Below are 19,036 nucleotides of genomic sequence, written 5' to 3' on the forward strand. Positions count from 1 at the left end.
GCTATGCCTTCGTCTTCGTGATGGGCAGTGACCCGGTAGCGCCGGACGATACCCTGATCTCGCCGCGGGCGGCCTTGCGGCCGATGTCCGTGCGGAACTGCGAGCCTTCCAGCTGAACCAGCTCCACGCCGTCGTACGCTTTTTCCCGCGCCTCCACCAGGTCGCTGCCCAGCGCGACGACGGCGAGCACGCGGCCGCCCGCGGAGATCACTTTGCCGTCCTCGTCGAAGGAGGTCCCGGCGTGGATCACGTGCACACCGTCGAGTTCCTCCACCTTCTTCAGCCCCCGGATGCGGTCTCCCGTGCGGGGCGTGTCGGGGTAGTTTTCGGAAGCGACGACGACGGCGACAGCAGTTTCCTTGGACCAGCGCAGCTCTTCTGCCTGGTCCAGTTCGCCCTTGGCGGCTGCCAGGAGCAGGGCACCGAGGGGGGTCTTGAGCCGGGCGAGCACGGCCTGGGTCTCCGGGTCGCCGAAGCGGACGTTGAATTCAATCACGCGGGTGCCGCGCGAGGTAAGGGCCAGCCCCACGAACAGCACGCCCACAAACGGGGTGCCGCGGCGGGCCATTTCGTTGACGGTGGGCTGGGCCACGCGCTCAATGACTTCCTGGACCAGGCCCTCGGGTGCCCACTCCAGCGGGGTGTAGGCGCCCATGCCGCCGGTGTTGGGTCCTTCGTCGTTATCGAAGATCCGCTTGAAGTCCTGGGCCGGTGACAGCGGGACAGTATTCTGGCCGTCGCAAAGCACAAAGAGGGAAACTTCGGGACCATCCAGGAATTCCTCGATGACCACTGAACCCCCGGCGTCGAAGCAGGTCTGGGCGTGGGCCAGGGCCTCATCGCGGTTCTTGGTGACCACTACGCCCTTGCCGGCCGCGAGTCCGTCGTCCTTCACCACGTAGGGAGCGCCGAAGGTATCCAGAGCGGACGCTGCTTCCTCCGCATCGGTGGCCACCAGGGCCATGGCCGTGGGAACACCGGCTTCGGCCATGATCTCCTTGGCGAATGCCTTGGAAGCCTCGAGCTGGGCTGCGGCCTTGCTGGGGCCGAACACCGGGATACCGGCGTCGCGGACGGCGTCGGAAACACCCGCTGCGAGCGGCGCCTCCGGACCCACCACCACCAGGTCCACAGTGAGCTTGGCGGCCAGGGCTGCTACGGCGTCTGGATCGTTGCCGTTGATCTTGTGGGTGGGGACCAGCTTGCTGATGCCGGCATTGCCGGGGGCTGCGTGGACCTCGGATACGTTGGGGTCGGCGAGCAGGGAGCGGACAATGGCGTGTTCGCGGCCTCCGGGGCCGATGACTAGTACCTTCACAGTCTCCAAGGGTACTTTGTGCACCCAGCCCGCTCCTAAGCTGTCTCAGCCGCCTAAAACAATCCCGGCACCGGTCGGCTACGAACCAATGTCATGAAAAAGCTCCTGAACTGGCTCAAAGGTCCCACCGCCCTGGCCGCACTGGCAGGCGTGGTGGCCGCGGCCGTCGTCCTCGCCGTGGCCGAGCTGGTTGGTGCGTTCTTCACCGCCCGCGCCACCCCTGTGATTGCCCTGGGGTCCACCTTCATCGACTTCACGCCGTCCTGGATGAAGGACTTCGCGATCGCCACGTTCGGCACCAACGACAAAGCCGCGCTTTTTGTGGGCATGGGCCTGACCATCGCCGCCCTGGCGTGCGTGCTGGGTGTGGTGGCGTACCGGCGTTGGGCCCTGGGCGTGCTGGGTGTCGTGTTCATGGGTGTGGTGATCGTGGCCAGCGTGGTGACCCGGGCAGGTGTGGAACCGGTCGATGCCATCCCGTCGGTGCTGGGGACGCTTGCCGGCTTGATGGTCCTGCGCTTTCTCATCACTCCCTTGCGGGGACTCAAAGCCTGGCCCGAAGCGCCGGCGGATGCGGCCGGCGGCGACTCCCGGCACCCGGGGGCCACCCGCCGTCGTTTTTTCGCTGCTGCCGGCATCACCGCGGCGGCAGCAGGCATTGCCGCCACGGGGGGCCGGCTCTTGGGCACCGCCCGCAGCAACATCGCCAAGGCGCGCGAAGCGCTGCAGTTGCCTGCGCCGGGCAAAGCCGCGCCAGCTGTTCCGGCAGGCGTCCAGTCCCCGGTGGCCGGTGTCCCGCCGTGGCTGACGCCCAACGGCGAGTTCTACCGCATCGATACTGCCCTCAGCGTCCCGGAAATCAATGCCGGTGAGTGGGAGCTGCGGGTGCACGGGCTCGTGGAGGAGGAAATCCGGCTCACTTTCCAGGACCTGCTCGACGCCGACCTGATCGAATCGCACGTCACGCTTACCTGTGTTTCCAACCCAGTGGGCGGCAACCTCGCCGGCAACGCCAAGTGGCTGGGCCTGCCCATCCGTGAGGTCCTGAAGCGGGCACGGCCCAAGGACGGGGCGGACATGGTGCTCTCCACGTCCATTGACGGTTTCAGTGCTTCCACGCCGCTGGAGGTCCTGCAGGACGGCCGTGACGCCATCCTGGCCATCGGAATGAACGGCGAACCGCTGCCGCTCGAGCACGGATACCCGGTGCGGATGGTGGTTCCGGGCCTCTACGGCTTCGTCTCCGCCACCAAGTGGGTGGTGGACCTCGAGGTCACCCGATTCGCGGACAGCAAGGCCTACTGGACGGAACGCGGCTGGTCCGAGCGGGGGCCCATCAAGACCATGGCACGGGTGGACGTTCCCAAATCCTTCGCGAAGGTACCGGCCGGGAAGATCACCGTGGGCGGCACCGCCTGGGCGCAGACCCGGGGCATCACCAAGGTGGAAATCCAGGTGGACAACACGGACTGGGTGGAGGTGGACCTCTCCGCCGAGGCGTCCCTGGCTACCTGGCGCCAATGGTCCTACGAGTGGGACGCCACGCCCGGCCCGCACTACCTCAAAGTCCGCGCCACGGACGGCACCGGCGAGGTGCAGACCGAGCAGCGCGCCGATCCCGTCCCGGACGGCGCCTCCGGCTGGCAGTCGATGATGGTCACCGTGGAGTAGCCGGGCATCAGCGATGCTGGCCCCTAGACTGGCAGCATGCCGCATAACCCGCATGCCACCTTTACCGTGGACTCCGCCGTCGAACTGGCCGTGATCGAGCGCAGCGGCTTTGTGGAATCCCGGCACATCGGCTCCGCCGTGCTGCTCGCGGCCGACGGGTCGGTGGTTACCGAACTGGGCGACATCAACACCCCCATCTACGCAAGGTCCGCGCTGAAGCCGTTCCAGGCGCTGGCCGCAATGCAGTCCGGCGTTCCGCTCCGGGGCGCCCAGGTGGCGCTGGCCTGCGCCAGCCACGTCGGGTCACTGGACCATATGGACGTGGTGTCCGGCATGCTCAAGGCGGCAGGAGTGCGCGAGGACCAGCTCCAATGCCCCGAGGCCTGGCCGCAGGATGAAACAGCCCGGAACTGGCTGGTGCGTTCCGAACGCGGCAAATCAAAACTGGCGTTCAACTGCTCCGGGAAGCACGCCGCCTTCCTGTGGGCCTGCACCGAAAACGGCTGGGACACGCACAGCTACCTCGAGCCGAACCATCCGCTGCAGCAGCGGGTCCGCAGCGTCATCGAGGAGTACACGGGCGAAAAGATCGCCCACCTGGGGATCGACGGGTGCGGTGCGCCGGTGGCCGCCGTCTCGTTGAGAGGGCTGGCGCGGGGCTTCTCGCAGCTGGCCAAGGCGCCCGGCGATCAGAGCTTCAACGCCCGGGCTGCCACCATCGCCACGTCCATGCTGGACTACCCGTGGGCGGTGCAGGGCCGCGACGAGGCCAACACCGTTGTGATGGACGAGCTGGAAATCATCGCCAAAATTGGAGCCGAAGGGGTCCTGGCCATGGCAACACCGCAGGGTGTTTCCGTGGCGGTCAAGATGCTGGACGGGAACCTGCGGGCCACCTCGCTGGTGGCACTGACCCTGCTCGCAGCTGCAGGCGCCGTGGAAATTCCCGGCGTGGCCAGTGTGCTGGAGAAAGTGGTGGAGCCCGTGCTGGGGGGCGGCCGGCCGGTGGGCAAGATCCGGCTGGGTCCGGCGGTCTCGGCGCTCCTGGACTGAGCGGGTTTACCGGGTCCGCCGCTGGGAGCGTGCAGCTCACACGTGCTGGTCCACGATCACCGGGTTGCCGTCCGGGTCCACCACAATGAAGCTCCCCGGACCAGTGGTCCCCTCCTCGGCTTCGGCGGCGAAGGGGATGCCCTGGCTCTTAAGTTCCCGCTGGAGCTCGCGGACATCGGTGAACGCATCAAGTGCCTGGGCGTCCTGGCTCCAGCCGGGATTGAACGTCAGGGCGTTCCGCTCCAGCACACCCTGGAAGAGGCCCACCACCGCCTCACCGTTTTTCAGGATGAGCCAATTTTGGGAGATGTCGCCGGCGAAGGGCGTGAAGCCGAGCTTTTGGTAGAACGCGGTGGAAGCTTCGATGTCCTTGACGTTGAGGCTGACCGAGAAAGCGCCGAGCTGCACGGGTGGCTCCGTTTCTGTGGCTGACAATGTTGTATCGATGCTACCCGCGGGCCCGCCGGATTCCTCCCCTGCGGAGGTCCGCGGTACTCTGATTTCCTTTGCCCTATGCCTCGCCGAAAGGATCCCGGGAACATGCCTGTAGCCCGCCGTCGCATCGACGTTCACGAAGGCGCCGCGGCGGTGAAGGCATGGCAGGAAGCCGCCGGGCCGTCGTCGGACCTTCCTCCCGTTCCGCGGGCTCTCCTGGCAACCGCCGTCCGCTACACGCTGGAGGAAGTCACGGCGCGGGCACCCGGGAACTCCGTCGAGGTGCGCGTGCCGCCGTTCGGTGTAACGCAGTGCGTGGAAGGGCCCAGGCACACCCGCGGAACCCCGCCCAACGTGATTGAGTGCGACGCCGCTACCTGGCTTGGCATGGTGACCGGCCAGTTGACCTGGGCAGAGGCCGTCGCCGCCGGCAGGGTGGCAGCCTCGGGCCTGCGCGCGGACCTCTCGTCCCTCCTCCCGCTCTAGAGTTTTTGTCCACGTATGCAGACTTCCACGCCCCGGGAGCCTGCATACCTGGACAAAAACTCAGCGGTGCCAGCCCTGTTTGCGGAGCGCCTGGCTAACCCTGGATACCACCCACTCCGGTCCACGCTCCAGGTCGATCCGGTTGATCTTCACCTGCCGCCAGCCCGCTTCGGACACCCGCTGGTCCCGGTAGGAATCCAAAGCCTGCTGTTCGGCCGTGAGGTGATGGACGCCGTCGTACTCAACGCAGGTACGGAAGCGGGCGCAGCCCAGGTCCGTCCACACGGGCCTGCCCAAGGCATCGTCCACCCGGCAGTTGGGGACGAATTCCGGCAGCCCGGCGTCGTCCATCATCAGCCGCAGCCTGGTTTCCGGAGGTGAGTCGACGCCGACGCGCAGCTTTTCGAGTGCTTCCCTTGCCTTTCGGACACCGTGAATCCCATTGGCGCCCGCCACGAATGAACGCAGTTCGGGCAGCGGCATCATCGGCAGCTTTGGCTCGCCGAAAGACCTTGCATGCTCGCTGACGATCGCATCGCCAACAACAATGAGGTCGTCCATTGGCAGGACCGAGCCGAGGTCCACCCAGGTCCGGGCAACCGAAGTCAGCCGCAGCCCGTCGATGTCAATAAGGTCCCCGTCGCGGACCTTAAGCCGGTGCCCTGCCACGCCCCTGCGCCGTGGAAGTGTCAGGCCGCCTTTTCTGGAGAGGTGCAGGAACCTCCCGGGTTCCCGAAAATGCGCACCCGATTTCTTACCCCACGGAACAGGCTCGACGACGGCGGTGACCGGGCCGCCGTCGTCAGGCCGGAATTCCGCCCAGGGCGGGAGCGGGAGTTCCAGGATCTCCGCAGCGGTGACGAGGCTTGCGAAAGTGTCCGCATCGAGGCGGGTGTGGGAGCGCACGAGGCCTGCCAGATCAGACGGGCCGGCCTTTGGAACGCGGACTCCCCGGCTTGGCCGGTGCAGGTCCCGGCCTCCGAGCCGGCTCCTTGTCAGACCCGCAGCTTCGCCCTCTGGAAGACCAAAGGGCCGGGAATCCAACGGTTCAGGTAGGGGCGACAATCTGCTCATGCTCCATTGAGCCAGTCCAAACGGACGGCTTAGCACTTGTCCACAGGCCCGCCCGTCTCAACCGGAGTTTTTGTCCAGATATGCAGACTTCCGGGCGTGGAGGTCTGCATATGTGGACAAAAACTCAGATGGGGTCAGCCGCGGCCGATGAACGGCATGCCTGCCGCCGTGATGACCACTGACCCCACGCTGGCCGACGGCGGCATGTTGGCCATCATCAGGACCGCGCGGGCTGCGTCCTCCACCGGGAATGTGGGCTCAACGCGGCGGCTGCCATCGGCCTGCAGCGCCCCGGCGCCCACGCCGATGGTGTCCATGATGTCGGTGGCCGTGTTGCCGATGTCGATCTGCCCGCACGTGATGCCGAAGCCCCGCCCGTCCAGCTCGATGCTTTTGGTCAGCCCGGTCATGGCGTGCTTGGTCACGGCGTACGCCACCGTCCGGGGCCGGGGTGAGTGCGCCGAAATGGAACCGTTGTTAATGATCCGCCCGCCCTGCGGTTCCTGCGTCTTCATGGCCCGGACGGCTGCCGCGGCGCACAGCATGGAGCCGGTGAGGTTCACCGCCAGGGTGGCGTCCCAGTCGGCCAGCGAAATCTCGTCCACGCTGGCCGCCGGGCCAAACACGCCCGCGTTGTTGAACAAAAGGTCCACCCGCCCCCACTTTTGGCCGGTGGCTTCGAAAAGGCGCTCGACGTCGTCGGGCCGGGTGACGTCGCAGGCGACCGGGAGGGCGTGGGGGTGGCCGTGCGCCGTCTCCACGAGCTGCGGCTCACGCCGCCCGGCGAGGGCAACGGCGTAGCCGTCGCCCAGGAGGAGGCGGGCCACCGCCCGGCCGATGCCGGAACCTGCACCGGTGACCACTGCGACGCGGCCCGGGGCCTGGGAATGGTTCAAACTCTTCTCCTGTATTACCGATGGCCCCGCCTGGAAACTTGCCCTAAAGGGACGCGGGAACGTCTGTGCTGTTCAGCGGCCAGCCTATGACGGTCTTGGGCCGCGGCGCCGCGTAGGTCCGGACTTTGGATGTGGACAGGCGCATGCGGACCAGGGATTCCGCGATGGTCACTGCGGCCGCAACACCGTCCACCACCGGTACGCCGGCACGCTGCCGGATCTCTTCGTCCAGGCCCGCCATCCCGCCACAGCCGAGCACAATCACCTCGGCCTTGTCCTCACGGACGGCGAGCATCGCCTGGTTGATGATGGCCTCCACCGCACGGTCCGGTTCCTCCTCAAGCTCCAGGACGGCCATGCCGCTGGCCCGCACCGAGGCGCACCGGGCATCCAGGCCGGCCAGCTTGAGGCGGTCCTCGATCAGCGGAACGGTCCGGTCCAAGGTGGTGACCACCGAATACTTGTGGCCGAGGAACATGGCGGTGCTGGCGGCCGCCTCGGTAATGTCCACCACGGGGACGTCCAGGAGCTCCTGCAGCCCCTCCCGCCCGTGCTCGCCGTAGCCGGCCTGGACGACGGCGTCGAACGGCTCGGCGTAGCAGGTCACCGCATCCATCACCGCGATGGCCGCGAGGTAGCTTTCGAAGTTCCCCTCGCAGGAATCGGCGCCGAAGCGCGGCGTGATTCCGACGATATCCGTCCCTGCCGACGCGATGCTGCGGGCCTGGGCGGCGATGGAGTCCGTCATGGACCCGGTGGTGTTGACGTTCGCGACGAGTATGCGCATGGGATTCCTTTGTGGGTGCTCGGCTTAGTGGGTGCTGGCGACGGCGATGGATTCGCCGTCGCGGTCTTCCAGCCGCTGTGAGCGGTCCGCGATGAAGAAGTACACCACCGCTGCGATGCCGGCGGCGAAGAACCAGGCGAACGGTGCCGCAGGTGCCAGGGCAGGGACGAACGCGATGACGAGGGCCACGACGGCGGCCGGCACCAGTGCGGTGATAGCCCTGGGGTTCACGCCGTTCTTGTAGTGGTAGGCGCCGTCCGGGGAGGCGGTGTACAGCTCGGGGACGTTGACCTTGCCGCGGCGGATCAGCCAGTAGTCAGCCATCACGACACCGAACAGCGGGCCCAGGAGGGCACCCAGACCGCCCAGGAAGTACACAATCACCAGCGGGTTGTTATAGAGGTTCCAAGGCAGGATGACCAGTCCGATAACGGCGCTCACGACGGCTGCCTTGCGGAAGTTCAGGTGCTTGGGGAACAGGTTGGTCAGTGCATAGACAGGCGCCACGAAGTTGGCCATGAGGTTGACCGCGATGGTCAGGATCAGCAGGGCCAGGCATGCCAGCACCAGGAACAGCGTGTTGGGGATGGTCTGGACGATGTCCGACGGGCTCTCGATGATGGTGCCGTTGATCTTGAACTGTCCGCCGGCCAGGACCACCACGATGGCTCCGAAGACGAGCATGTTGATGGGGATGCCCCAGAAGTTGCCCCGGACAATGGCCTTTTTCGAGACCGCCGAGCGGGTGAAGTCGCAGAAGTTCAGGACGAACGTGCCGTAGATGGACACCCAGAGGGCGCCGCCGGCGAAGATGGTGAGCCACATCTGGGGCCCTTCCAGGGCGTTGTCCGAAGACCACGCGATGGCGCCGCCGGCTTCGATGAAGATCCAGACGGCGATGGCCGCCATGGTGGCCAGGATGACGGGGCCGGCAAACGCCTCGTACTTGCGGATCATTTCCATGCCGAAGCTGACGATGACCAGCTGGACGATCCAGAGGATCACGAAGGCGATCCAGCCGAGGGTGGACAGGCCGAGGATGGAGTTCTGGTCCAGCTCCCCGAGGGAGGGGAACATTGCCACAAGCATGACGCGGAAGACCACGGAGGCGAGGTAGGTCTGGATGCCGAACCAGGCGACGGCTACGGCGCCGCGCAGGAGGCTGGCGATCTGGGCTCCGCGGATGCCGAAGCTGATCCGGCTCATCACCGGGAAGGGGACGCCGGTTTTGACGCCCATAAAACCGGACAGGGTGAGGAGGCCGAACAGCAGCGCCGCACCGATGCCAAGGGCCAGCAGGATCTGCCAGCCCCCGAGGCCGAGGGCGAAAAGTCCGATGGCGAAGGCGTAGTTGCCGAGGCTGTGGACGTCGTTGGCCCAGAGGGTAAAGATGCTGTAGCCGGACCAGCTGCGGCCGGCACGCTTGGTGGGGGCAAGGTCTGCGTTGTAAAGGGTGGGGCTGATGGTCTGGCCTGATGCTGCGCTGGCGGATTCGCACAGGGCGTCAATACCCACTGCTGGGTGGGCGGAAGAACCTGACGGCGCTGTCAGGTCAGGAGCCACGTCAACGCCCGCCGGTGGAGGGGTCTGCATAGGGGGATCTCCAGTTCTTGGGTTATTCCGCGGTGGTGAGCTCATGGTCGGAGGACCGGTTCTGTTATTCCACATCGCGAAATGAAGATATTGAATGGTGAAAACAGATTATGACGTGGATCACCTTCAGTCAAGGAGTTCTGCTTGCCGGGCCGGTCATAAACGGTTGGATTGGCCCAGGACCGCCAGCTCCGCCCGACCGCCGGAAAGCCTGTTTGACCGCTTCCTCCGCCGCAGCTAATCTCGTATAGCAATAATGTTTTCTCACAATACGAAAACGTAAAGCCAGCATTCGACGATGAAAAGAGGCTGCCGTGGCTGCAGGAGAAGATACCTCCCATATCCTCAGCGGGTTGACTAACCAGCTGCCTGATCGTGATCCGGAAGAGACCGCCGAGTGGGTTGAGTCCCTGGATTCGTTGATCAGGGAACAGGGCACCCGTGGCTGCAGGAGAAGATACCTCCCATATCCTCAGCGGGTTGACTAACCAGCTGCCTGATCGTGATCCGGAAGAGACCGCCGAGTGGGTTGAGTCCCTGGATTCGTTGATCAGGGAACAGGGCACCGAGCGTGCCCAATACATCATGCGGAGCCTGCTGCAGCGTGCCGGTGCGCAGAGCGTCGGGGTGCCGATGGTGACCACCACCGATTATGTGAACACCATCCCGGTGGACCAGGAAGCACCGTTCCCGGGCAACGAGGAATACGAGCGCCGGTACCGGGCCTACATGCGGTGGAACGCCGCGGTGATGGTCCACCGTGCGCAGCGGCCGAACATCGGCGTGGGCGGGCATATCTCCACCTATGCCGGGGCTGCGACCCTGTACGAGGTCGGGTTCAACCACTTCTTCCGCGGCAAGGACCACCCCGGCGGCGGGGACCAGGTCTTCTTCCAGGGCCACGCCTCCCCCGGCATGTACGCCCGCGCGTTCATGGAAGGCCGCCTGTCCGAGGAGGACCTGGACGGGTTCCGGCAGGAAAAGTCCAAGGAGGGCCACGCCCTGTCCTCCTACCCGCACCCAAGGCTGATGCCCAAGTTCTGGGAATTCCCCACCGTGTCCATGGGCATCGGCCCGATGAACGCGATCTACCAGGCCCAGTCCAACCGGTACCTGCACAACCGGGGCCTGAAAGACACCTCCGACCAGCAGGTCTGGGCGTTCCTGGGCGACGGCGAAATGGACGAGCCCGAATCCCGCGGCCTGCTCCAGCTCGCCGCGAACGAGAACCTGGACAACCTGAACTTCGTCATCAACTGCAACCTCCAACGCCTGGACGGGCCGGTGCGCGGCAACGGCAAGATCATGCAGGAACTCGAAGCGTTCTTCCGCGGCGCGGGCTGGAACGTCATCAAGGTCGTCTGGGGCCGGGAATGGGATGACCTGCTGGCCAAGGACACCGACGGCTCGCTCGTGAAGATCATGAACGAAACCCCCGACGGTGACTACCAGACCTACAAGGCCGAATCCGGCGGGTTCGTCCGCGAACACTTCTTCGGCAAGGACCCCCGCACCAAAGACCTCGTCGCGGACCTCACCGACGACCAGATCTGGAACCTCAAACGCGGCGGCCACGACTACCGCAAGGTCTACGCCGCGTACAAGGCCGCCACCGAATTCAAGGGCAAACCCACCGTCATCCTCGCCAAAACCGTCAAGGGCTACGGACTCGGACCCCACTTCGAAGGCCGCAACGCCACCCACCAGATGAAAAAACTCACCCTGGACGACCTCAAGGAATTCCGGGATTACCTCCGCATTCCCATTTCGGACGCCCGGCTGGAGGAGGACCCTTACAGCCCGCCCTATTTCCACCCGGGCCACGATGCCCCCGAGATCGCCTACCTCCACGAGCGGCGCCGGGCATTGGGTGGCGCCGTCCCGGAACGGCGGCCGGACCACCAGCCCGTGGAGTTGCCCGAGGCCAAGACTTTCGACGTCGCCAAGCGCGGCTCCGGCAAGCAGCAGGCCGCCACCACCATGGCCTTCGTCCGGCTGCTCAAGGACCTGATCAGGGACAAAAAGTTCGGGCACCGGATTGTGCCCATCGTTCCGGACGAATCCCGGACCTTTGGCATGGATGCCTTCTTCCCGACGGCGAAGATCTACAACCCCAAGGGCCAGAACTACCTGTCCGTGGACCGGGACCTCGTCCTGGCCTACAAGGAATCCCCCGCCGGCCAGCTGATCCACCCCGGCATCAACGAAGCCGGCGCCGTGGCAGCGTTCACCGCCGCCGGAACCGCCTACGCCACCCACGGCGTGCCCCTGGTCCCGGTCTACGTGTTCTACTCCATGTTCGGCTTCCAGCGCACCGGCGACGCCTTCTGGGCCGCAGCAGACCAAATGACCCGCGGCTTCATCATCGGCGCCACCGCAGGACGGACCACCCTCACCGGCGAAGGCCTCCAGCACGCCGACGGCCACTCCCCGCTCCTGGCCTCCACCAACCCCGCCGTAGTCACCTACGACCCCGCCTACGGCTACGAAATGGGCCACATCATCCGCGACGGCCTCGAACGCATGTACGGGCCCGACTCCGAAGACCGGAACCTCATGTACTACCTCACGGTCTACAACGAGCCCATCACCCAACCAAGCGAGCCGGAGAACCTCGACGTCGAAGGGGTGCTGAAGGGCATCTACCGGGTGTCGGCGTCGGCCGTTGACGGACCTAAGGCGCAGATCCTGGCCTCGGGTGTCTCGGTACCGTGGGCCCTGGAGGCACAGCAGCTCCTCGCCGACGACTGGGGCGTCTCGGCCGACGTCTGGTCCGTGACCTCCTGGAACGAACTGCGCCGCGACGGTATGGCAGCCGAAGAGGAAGCATTCCTCAACCCCGGCCAGCCCGCCCGCGTCCCCTTCGTCGCCAAGCAGCTCGAAGGCGCCACCGGCCCCGTCGTGGCCGTCCGCCACCGAATTCAAGGGCAAACCCACCGTCATCCTCGCCAAAACCGTCAAGGGCTACGGACTCGGACCCCACTTCGAAGGCCGCAACGCCACCCACCAGATGAAAAAACTCACCCTGGACGACCTCAAGGAATTCCGGGATTACCTCCGCATTCCCATTTCGGACGCCCGGCTGGAGGAGGACCCTTACAGCCCGCCCTATTTCCACCCGGGCCACGATGCCCCCGAGATCGCCTACCTCCACGAGCGGCGCCGGGCATTGGGTGGCGCCGTCCCGGAACGGCGGCCGGACCACCAGCCCGTGGAGTTGCCCGAGGCCAAGACTTTCGACGTCGCCAAGCGCGGCTCCGGCAAGCAGCAGGCCGCCACCACCATGGCCTTCGTCCGGCTGCTCAAGGACCTGATCAGGGACAAAAAGTTCGGGCACCGGATTGTGCCCATCGTTCCGGACGAATCCCGGACCTTTGGCATGGATGCCTTCTTCCCGACGGCGAAGATCTACAACCCCAAGGGCCAGAACTACCTGTCCGTGGACCGGGACCTCGTCCTGGCCTACAAGGAATCCCCCGCCGGCCAGCTGATCCACCCCGGCATCAACGAAGCCGGCGCCGTGGCAGCGTTCACCGCCGCCGGAACCGCCTACGCCACCCACGGCGTGCCCCTGGTCCCGGTCTACGTGTTCTACTCCATGTTCGGCTTCCAGCGCACCGGCGACGCCTTCTGGGCCGCAGCAGACCAAATGACCCGCGGCTTCATCATCGGCGCCACCGCAGGACGGACCACCCTCACCGGCGAAGGCCTCCAGCACGCCGACGGCCACTCCCCGCTCCTGGCCTCCACCAACCCCGCCGTAGTCACCTACGACCCCGCCTACGGCTACGAAATGGGCCACATCATCCGCGACGGCCTCGAACGCATGTACGGGCCCGACTCCGAAGACCGGAACCTCATGTACTACCTCACGGTCTACAACGAGCCCATCACCCAACCAAGCGAGCCGGAGAACCTCGACGTCGAAGGGGTGCTGAAGGGCATCTACCGGGTGTCGGCGTCGGCCGTTGACGGACCTAAGGCGCAGATCCTGGCCTCGGGTGTCTCGGTACCGTGGGCCCTGGAGGCACAGCAGCTCCTCGCCGACGACTGGGGCGTCTCGGCCGACGTCTGGTCCGTGACCTCCTGGAACGAACTGCGCCGCGACGGTATGGCAGCCGAAGAGGAAGCATTCCTCAACCCCGGCCAGCCCGCCCGCGTCCCCTTCGTCGCCAAGCAGCTCGAAGGCGCCACCGGCCCCGTCGTGGCCGTCTCGGACTACATGAAGGCCGTCCCGGACCAGATCCGCCAGTTCGTGCCCAACGAGTTCGCCACCCTCGGCGCCGACGGCTTCGGCTTCTCCGACACCCGCGCCGCAGCCCGCCGTTTCTTCAAGAACGACACCCACTCCATCGTGGTCAAAACCCTCCAGCTGCTCGCGGCGAGGGGCGGGATTGAGGAGGGCTCGCCGTCGTACGCCATGGACCGGTACAAACTCCTGGACGTGACGGCAGGTACCACCGGCGGGGCTGGCGGCGACGCCTGACGGATCCGGGGCTTTGTCCACATACGGCCGCTTCCGCGCCCCGGAACCCTGCCTGGCCGGACAAAAACTCGATTAGGGTGCAGCTATGGGAATGGGCGGCGGAGCGGGCATGGATGAGGTTCGGGCCACAGGGATTGTCCTTGCCGCCGGCGCCGGGACCAGGCTCGGCCGGGGTCCCAAAGCACTGCTCCCGTATCGCGGCCGGCCGCTCGTGGAGTCCGTCGCGGGGGCACTGCTCGACGGCGGCTGCCGCGGGGTGGTGGTGGTGCTGGGCGCCGGTGCCCCGGACGTGGCGTCCATCGCAGAACTGGACCGCTACCGGACTGTTGTGAACCGCGAATGGCAGTCCGGGATGGGCAGTTCCCTGCTGCTCGGCAACTCCGCCGCGGATCCCGGGGACCACCTGATGGTGGCGCTCGTGGACCAGCCCGGCCTGACCCCCCGGACAGTGGGGCGGCTCCTCGCCGCCCACCGTCCGGGCCGGGTCACCGCTGCCGCGTACGAAGACGGCGCTGCCGCAGCCGAGGGTTCCTCACCGAACCGTGCTGGCGGCGGGCTCCGCCGCGGGCATCCTCTGATCATCGACGTCACCCTCCGCCAGGCTGTGGCTGAAACGGTCACGGGCGACGCCGGGGCGCGCAGCTTCCTGCGCGTCCATCCGGAACTGGTGGACGAGGTGGACTGCAGCGACCTGTCCAGCGGACTGGACGTTGACACCCCGGAGCAGCTTTACCTGTTGGGCTAGCTCCGGATCACTCCGGCGTCGAGCAACTCCCCCAGCCCACGCTTGAACCCGTTCCTTCCGCCGTGGGAAGGGTGCCGGACCTTTGGAACGTCCAGGCCGCTGCGCTGCAGGCTGCGGTGTGCGACGTTGCCCACCGCCACGACCGATTCGATGCCGAACAGCTCCGCGAGCGACTGCCAGTACGGCGCGCCGAGCCGGGCATCGGCAGCCGTGGGAGTGCGGTTGGACTGCGGCTTGCCGGGAACATGGGTGCTGTTCGCCGGCCCCTGGAACATGGTGCGGTTGGTGAACGGTACCCCGGTGATTCCCATACCCCTGAAGCCCGGGGCCTCCCCCAGCAGCAGCACCTTGGGCGAACGGTCCAGGAGCTCCCCGAAATACAGCTCAAGGTTCCGCCGGCGTACCGCATTGCCCGGGACGCTGTGATCGAAGAAGTTGTTGCGCCCCGGAACAGTGGGCACGGCAGCAAGCCGCTCCACAAAGTCACTGACGGCGGCAGTCACAAGCGTGCTCCCAAGCGTAAGAGAGCCGCCCGGCGTCCCCGTGGGGAGCGGAGCGAGGCATGGGGCAGGCGGCGAACGGCTACCAGCGCGGGTGGATGGCGTCCCTGAAGTAGTGGTCGTAGATCCAGCGGACGCCGCCGTCGAACTCTTCGCTGACGTCCACGGAAGCCGCGGCAGCGTTCGCCGCGGCCTGCTCCACGCTGCGCGCCCCGGGGATGACCGTGCTGACGCCGTCCTGCGCGGCGATCCAGGCGATGGCCGCCTGCGCCGTGCCGGCACCGGCCGGAACCAGCTGTTCAAACTCCGCCACGGCCTTCAGTCCCAACTCGTAGTCCACGCCCGAGAACGTTTCGCCGACGTCGAAGGAGTCGCCGTTCCGGTTGTAGTTCCGGTGGTCGTTCTCGGCGAAGGTGGTTTCCTTGGTGTACTTGCCCGAGAGCAGCCCGGACGCGAGCGGCACCCGCGCGATGATGCCCACACTGGCAGCCTTCGCAGCGGGCAGGACTTCGTCAAGGGGCTTGAGCCGGAATGCATTCAGGATGATCTGGACAGAAGCGGTTCCCTCGTGGCGGATCGCTTCCAGGGCTTCGTCGGTGCGCTCCACGCTGACGCCGTAGTTGCGGATGGCCCCCTCAGACACCAGGGTGTCCAGGGCGTCGTAGACCTCGGCGTTGCTGTACACAGGGGTGGGAGGGCAATGCAGCTGGACCAGGTCCAGGGTGTCCGTCCCCAAATTCTTCCGCGACCGGTCCACCCACTGGCGGAAGTTGGCCAGCGTGTAGTGCTCGGGCCTCTGGTCCACACGACGGCCCATCTTCGTGGCCACCATGATGTCCAGCCCAGGGTTATCGGCGAGGAACTTGCCGATGGCCTGCTCGCTTTTGCCGTCACCGTAGACGTCGGCGGTGTCGAAGAAGTTCACTCCTGCTTCAACGGAGGCGGCAAGGATGGCCTGCGCCTGGGCCGGGTCTACGTTGCCCCAGTCCGCGCCAAGCTGCCAGGTGCCCAGTCCCACCACCGAGACGTTCCGTCCGGTCTTGCCTAAAATCCGCTGTTCCATCCCTCGACTATATGCAACGCAGGGTCACATCCTGCCCAATGATGTCGCTTGAGGGGGCATTATGTGACCCCGCGCTGGTCCTTTAGAGGGCGGAGTGCTGCAGCTTCGGCACCAGCCCCGCCTCCTTCAGCCCAAGGTAAATCTTGTCCCGCGCGATGGGCAGCGACGCGAAGCGCACCCCGGTGGCGTTGCGGATCGCGTTGGCCAGGGCGGGCGCCACCGGGTTGAAGGGGCTTTCGCTCATGGATTTTGCCCCCAGCGGCCCCAGTGTGTCGTTGGTGTCCGCGAAGTACACCTCACTGCGGGGGACGTCGGCGAAAGTAGGGATGTGGTACTGCCGCAGGATGTCCGTGGTGACGCGGCCGGCGTCGTCCACCACCACCTCCTCATACAACGCTGCGCCGATGGCCTGGGCAATTCCGCCCTCGATCTGGCCGCGGCACTGGCGCGGATTCACCACCACTCCGGCGTCCGCGGCCTGAACGCTCTGCAGGATCTTCAGCTCGCCGGTGCCGCGGTTCACGGCCACCCTGAAGCCGTGCACGTTGAAGGCAACAGAGCGCGGTGTCCCGCCCCATCGTCCCTCGGCTGCGAGTTCGACGCCGGCTTCCGAACCCGCCTGCGCGAGTTCAGCCAGTGCCACCGGGGTGCCGTCAATGACAACGGAGTCCCCGTCGAGGACGCAGGCCGAGGCCTGCGTCTGGTGGATGCCCGCCGCGAAGGCGCGGATCCGGACGGCGAGTTCCTCCGCTGCGGCGAGCGTTGCCTTGCCGGCCACCACCGTTCCGGCTGAGCCGAAGGCACCGGTATCGTGCTCGACGAGGTCGGTATCGGACTGCCGGACGGCCACCTTGGCAGCCTCCGTGGACAGTGCCGTGGCGGCAAGCTGGGCGTGCACGGTGGTAGTGCCGTTGCCGAACTCGGCGGTTCCGACGTCGGCCTGGTACGTTCCGTCCGGCAAGAGCCGGAGCCGGGAATGGGCAAAGTGGCCACGCGGGGGCACGGTATCGATCATGGAGAGCGCGGTGCCTTCGCCGGTCAGCCATTCCGGTCCCAGTTCGTCCAGGCCGGCGGCGTGGTAACGCTCCCGGCCGCGGGCCAGGGCATCACGGACCAGGCCCAAGCACTGGTCCAGGCCGTAGCTGCCGTAGTGGACGTCCTCCTCGGGCTCGGGCTGCGTGGACAGCATCAGGTCGCCCTCGCGCACCATGTTCCGGCGGCGGAACTCGAACGGATCCATCCCGATACCGGCAGCGAGCTCGTCCATGGCGGACTCGATGGCGAAGATCATCTGGCTCAGCCCGTAGCCCCGGAACGCCCCTGCCGGCACCGTGTGGGTGTACATCGCGTGGGCATCCACCTTTTTGTTGGCGCAGTTGTAGACGCTCAGGGATTCGCCGCAGCCGTGGAACATCACGCCGGGGCCGTGGTTGCCGTAGGCGCCGGTGTTGGTAAGGACGTCCAGTTCCAGGGCAGTCAGCCGGCCGTCATTGCTGGCACCGGTGCGGAGCTTGATGGTGAACGGGTGGCGGGTGGTGGTGGCGGTGAACTGCTCCGTCCTGGTCAGTTCGAGCTGGACCGGCCGCCCCAGTTTCAGGGCCGCGAGCGCCACGATGTCCTCCGTGAGGACTTCCTGCTTGCCGCCGAATCCGCCGCCCACCCGGCCTGCCACAACGTGCACCTGTTCCTCCGGCAGCCCGAAGACCCGGCACAGCGTCCGGCGGACCAGGAACGGGACCTGGCTGGACGTGCGGACCTGCAGGCGGCCTTCGCTGTCCACAGATGCGATGGCCGCGTGGGTTTCCAGGGCCACGTGCTGGACCCGCTGGGTCCGGTACGTCTGTTCGTGGATAAAGTCTGCTGCCGCGAAACCGTCCGCGACGCTTCCCAGTTCGGAGTGCAGCTCGGCCACCACGTTGCGGTCAGGCCGGGAAATGCGGGCCACCGCTCCGTCCTTGTCCCCGTGCACCAGCGGCGCCCCGGGGAGGAGTGCCTCCTGCGGCGAGAACACAGCCGGGAGCTCTTCATACTCCACCTCCAGCGCCCGCACCCCTGCCTCGGCGGCCGCCACCGTTTCGGCCACCACCGCTGCAACCCGCTGGCCCCGGAACCGCACCACGTCATCCAGCACGCGGGTATCGTCCGGGTCGTCGGTGAACAGTTCGTGCTGCGCGGTGGAGAACAGCCGCTCCGGGGCGTCCTGGTGCGTGAAGACGGCCACCACTCCGGGGACCGCCAAGGCAGCGTCGGTGATGATGGACAGCACGCGGGCGTGGGCATGCGGCGAGCGCAGGAGCTTGAGATGGAGCAGGCCCTGCAGCTGGTCCGCCGGGACGTCCAGGGTATAGCGGGCTGCGCCGGTCACCACGGCCCGGCTGGCAGGCGCGGGGACGTCGTCGCCGAGTTGACCGGGTTCGGGATCCGGCTGTCCCTCCCCTGCAATGCCGGAGCCCTGCCCTTTCGGGTCGGGATGCCCGGCGTGCCCGCAGACGGCGTCTGAAATGGCACGGTAGCCGGTGCAGCGGCAGAGGTTGCCCTTGAGGTTGCGGGGCAGGTTCTCCTTTTGTTCGTCGTCGAACGTGGCTGCCGTCATCAGCATGCCGGCGGTGCAGAAGCCGCACTGGAAGCCCTGGCGTTCCATGAACTGCTGCTGGACGGGGTGGAGGCCGGCGTCCCCGGCAGTTGCGGCCAGGCCTTCGATGGTGGTGACGGCGTGCCCTTCCGCCCGGACCGCCGGGTAGATGCAGCTGTGCACCGGCGTGCCGTCCACGTGCACGGTGCAGGCGCCGCAGTCTCCGCCGTCGCAGCCCTTCTTGACGCCCAGGTTGCCCTCCTCCCGCAGGAAGGTTCGCAGGCACTGCCCGGGACGGGGCGCCGTGGCCGCCGGAACGCCGTTAATCTGGATGGCTCCGTTGATCTCGCTGGCCAT

Annotated in this window: 15 protein-coding genes and 1 pseudogene; 7 read left to right on the forward strand and 9 right to left on the reverse strand. The window is 66.7% G+C overall.

Annotation, left to right across the window (positions count from 1 at the left end):
* Nucleotide 1: 1 nt before the first annotated feature.
* Nucleotides 2-1,318 carry a phosphoribosylamine--glycine ligase gene (gene purD, locus BACI348_RS17530; protein ID WP_159830280.1) on the reverse strand — a complete coding sequence of 439 codons (1,317 nt, stop codon included), beginning with the start codon at nt 1,316-1,318 and terminating at the stop codon, nt 2-4.
* 93 nt (nt 1,319-1,411) lie between these two features.
* On the opposite strand from purD, the gene BACI348_RS17535 reads away from it, so the two are divergent.
* Together BACI348_RS17535 and BACI348_RS17540 are read left to right on the forward strand one after the other, a co-directional pair.
* On the forward strand, nt 1,412-2,989 hold the full coding sequence (locus tag BACI348_RS17535; protein WP_159828450.1) for a molybdopterin-dependent oxidoreductase: 1,578 nt from the start codon (nt 1,412-1,414) through the stop codon (nt 2,987-2,989).
* Nucleotides 2,990-3,025: 36 nt separating this feature from the next.
* Nucleotides 3,026-4,042, forward strand: a complete 1,017-nt coding sequence (locus BACI348_RS17540) for an asparaginase (RefSeq protein ID WP_159828453.1) — start codon at nt 3,026-3,028, stop codon at nt 4,040-4,042.
* A 36-nt stretch (nt 4,043-4,078) separates the two neighbouring features.
* Here the strand turns inward: BACI348_RS17540 and BACI348_RS17545 are convergent, their stop codons facing one another.
* The gene (locus BACI348_RS17545) at nt 4,079-4,477 is read right to left on the reverse strand and encodes a VOC family protein (RefSeq protein ID WP_236557617.1); all 399 of its coding nucleotides are present in this window, start codon (nt 4,475-4,477) and stop codon (nt 4,079-4,081) included.
* A 105-nt stretch (nt 4,478-4,582) separates the two neighbouring features.
* Between BACI348_RS17545 and BACI348_RS17550 the strand changes: the two genes are divergently transcribed.
* Complete coding sequence (locus BACI348_RS17550) at nt 4,583-4,963, forward strand: sterol carrier family protein (RefSeq protein ID WP_159828459.1); 381 nt, start codon at nt 4,583-4,585, stop codon at nt 4,961-4,963.
* A gap of 60 nt (nt 4,964-5,023) precedes the next feature.
* Here the strand turns inward: BACI348_RS17550 and BACI348_RS17555 are convergent, their stop codons facing one another.
* The 4 genes from BACI348_RS17555 to BACI348_RS17570 all read right to left on the reverse strand — a co-directional run bounded on the left by BACI348_RS17555 (nt 5,024) and on the right by BACI348_RS17570 (nt 9,313).
* Nucleotides 5,024-5,869 (reverse strand): endonuclease domain-containing protein, encoded by an 846-nt coding sequence (locus BACI348_RS17555; protein ID WP_236557618.1) that lies wholly within the window; start codon nt 5,867-5,869, stop codon nt 5,024-5,026.
* Nucleotides 5,870-6,171: 302 nt separating this feature from the next.
* Nucleotides 6,172-6,933 (reverse strand): SDR family oxidoreductase, encoded by a 762-nt coding sequence (locus tag BACI348_RS17560; RefSeq protein WP_159828462.1) that lies wholly within the window; start codon nt 6,931-6,933, stop codon nt 6,172-6,174.
* Nucleotides 6,934-6,976: 43 nt separating this feature from the next.
* Nucleotides 6,977-7,720, reverse strand: coding sequence for an aspartate/glutamate racemase family protein (locus BACI348_RS17565; RefSeq protein WP_159828465.1), 744 nt, complete (start codon nt 7,718-7,720; stop codon nt 6,977-6,979).
* 24 nt (nt 7,721-7,744) lie between these two features.
* Nucleotides 7,745-9,313 (reverse strand): NCS1 family nucleobase:cation symporter-1, encoded by a 1,569-nt coding sequence (locus tag BACI348_RS17570; protein ID WP_159828468.1) that lies wholly within the window; start codon nt 9,311-9,313, stop codon nt 7,745-7,747.
* A gap of 314 nt (nt 9,314-9,627) precedes the next feature.
* On the opposite strand from BACI348_RS17570, the gene BACI348_RS21200 reads away from it, so the two are divergent.
* From BACI348_RS21200 to nboR, 4 genes and pseudogenes are all read left to right on the forward strand, one after another.
* Nucleotides 9,628-9,801: a pyruvate dehydrogenase E1 component-related protein gene (locus BACI348_RS21200; RefSeq protein ID WP_503487629.1), complete on the forward strand. Its 174-nt coding sequence runs from the start codon at nt 9,628-9,630 to the stop codon at nt 9,799-9,801.
* A pseudogene (gene aceE, locus BACI348_RS17575) lies at nt 9,755-12,223 on the forward strand (pyruvate dehydrogenase (acetyl-transferring), homodimeric type); the annotation flags it as partial. The gene BACI348_RS21200 and the pseudogene aceE, both read left to right, overlap by 47 nt.
* Before the next feature lie 100 nt (nt 12,224-12,323).
* Entirely contained in the window at nt 12,324-13,799 is a 1,476-nt protein-coding gene (locus BACI348_RS17580) for a transketolase-like TK C-terminal-containing protein (protein ID WP_159828471.1), read from the forward strand.
* Between the two features lie 91 nt (nt 13,800-13,890).
* Nucleotides 13,891-14,544, forward strand: a complete 654-nt coding sequence (gene nboR / locus BACI348_RS17585; protein WP_442858532.1) for a nicotine blue oxidoreductase — start codon at nt 13,891-13,893, stop codon at nt 14,542-14,544.
* Here the strand turns inward: nboR and BACI348_RS17590 are convergent.
* The 3 genes from BACI348_RS17590 to BACI348_RS17600 all read right to left on the reverse strand — a co-directional run bounded on the left by BACI348_RS17590 (nt 14,541) and on the right by BACI348_RS17600 (nt 19,036).
* Nucleotides 14,541-15,047 carry a uracil-DNA glycosylase family protein gene (locus tag BACI348_RS17590; RefSeq protein WP_159828477.1) on the reverse strand — a complete coding sequence of 169 codons (507 nt, stop codon included), beginning with the start codon at nt 15,045-15,047 and terminating at the stop codon, nt 14,541-14,543. The genes nboR and BACI348_RS17590 overlap by 4 nt on opposite strands.
* 79 nt (nt 15,048-15,126) lie before the next feature.
* Nucleotides 15,127-16,107: an aldo/keto reductase gene (locus tag BACI348_RS17595; protein WP_159828480.1), complete on the reverse strand. Its 981-nt coding sequence runs from the start codon at nt 16,105-16,107 to the stop codon at nt 15,127-15,129.
* A gap of 82 nt (nt 16,108-16,189) precedes the next feature.
* Entirely contained in the window at nt 16,190-19,036 is a 2,847-nt protein-coding gene (locus BACI348_RS17600; protein WP_159828483.1) for a molybdopterin-dependent oxidoreductase, read from the reverse strand.

The organism is Arthrobacter sp. 9AX (assembly GCF_902506095.1).
Classification (GTDB): domain Bacteria; phylum Actinomycetota; class Actinomycetes; order Actinomycetales; family Micrococcaceae; genus Arthrobacter.

Coding starts and splice junctions, on each gene's coding strand:
- BACI348_RS17535 (WP_159828450.1), top strand. CDS start 1,412: ATGAAAAAGCTCCTGAACTGGCTCAAAGGTCCCACCGCCCTGGCCGCA.
- BACI348_RS17540 (WP_159828453.1), top strand. CDS start 3,026: ATGCCGCATAACCCGCATGCCACCTTTACCGTGGACTCCGCCGTCGAA.
- BACI348_RS17550 (WP_159828459.1), top strand. CDS start 4,583: ATGCCTGTAGCCCGCCGTCGCATCGACGTTCACGAAGGCGCCGCGGCG.
- BACI348_RS17565 (WP_159828465.1), bottom strand. CDS start 7,720: ATGCGCATACTCGTCGCGAACGTCAACACCACCGGGTCCATGACGGAC.
- BACI348_RS17570 (WP_159828468.1), bottom strand. CDS start 9,313: ATGCAGACCCCTCCACCGGCGGGCGTTGACGTGGCTCCTGACCTGACA.
- BACI348_RS17580 (WP_159828471.1), top strand. CDS start 12,324: ATGAAAAAACTCACCCTGGACGACCTCAAGGAATTCCGGGATTACCTC.
- nboR (WP_442858532.1), top strand. CDS start 13,891: ATGGGCGGCGGAGCGGGCATGGATGAGGTTCGGGCCACAGGGATTGTC.
- BACI348_RS17595 (WP_159828480.1), bottom strand. CDS start 16,107: ATGGAACAGCGGATTTTAGGCAAGACCGGACGGAACGTCTCGGTGGTG.
- BACI348_RS17600 (WP_159828483.1), bottom strand. CDS start 19,036: ATGGCCAGCGAGATCAACGGAGCCATCCAGATTAACGGCGTTCCGGCG.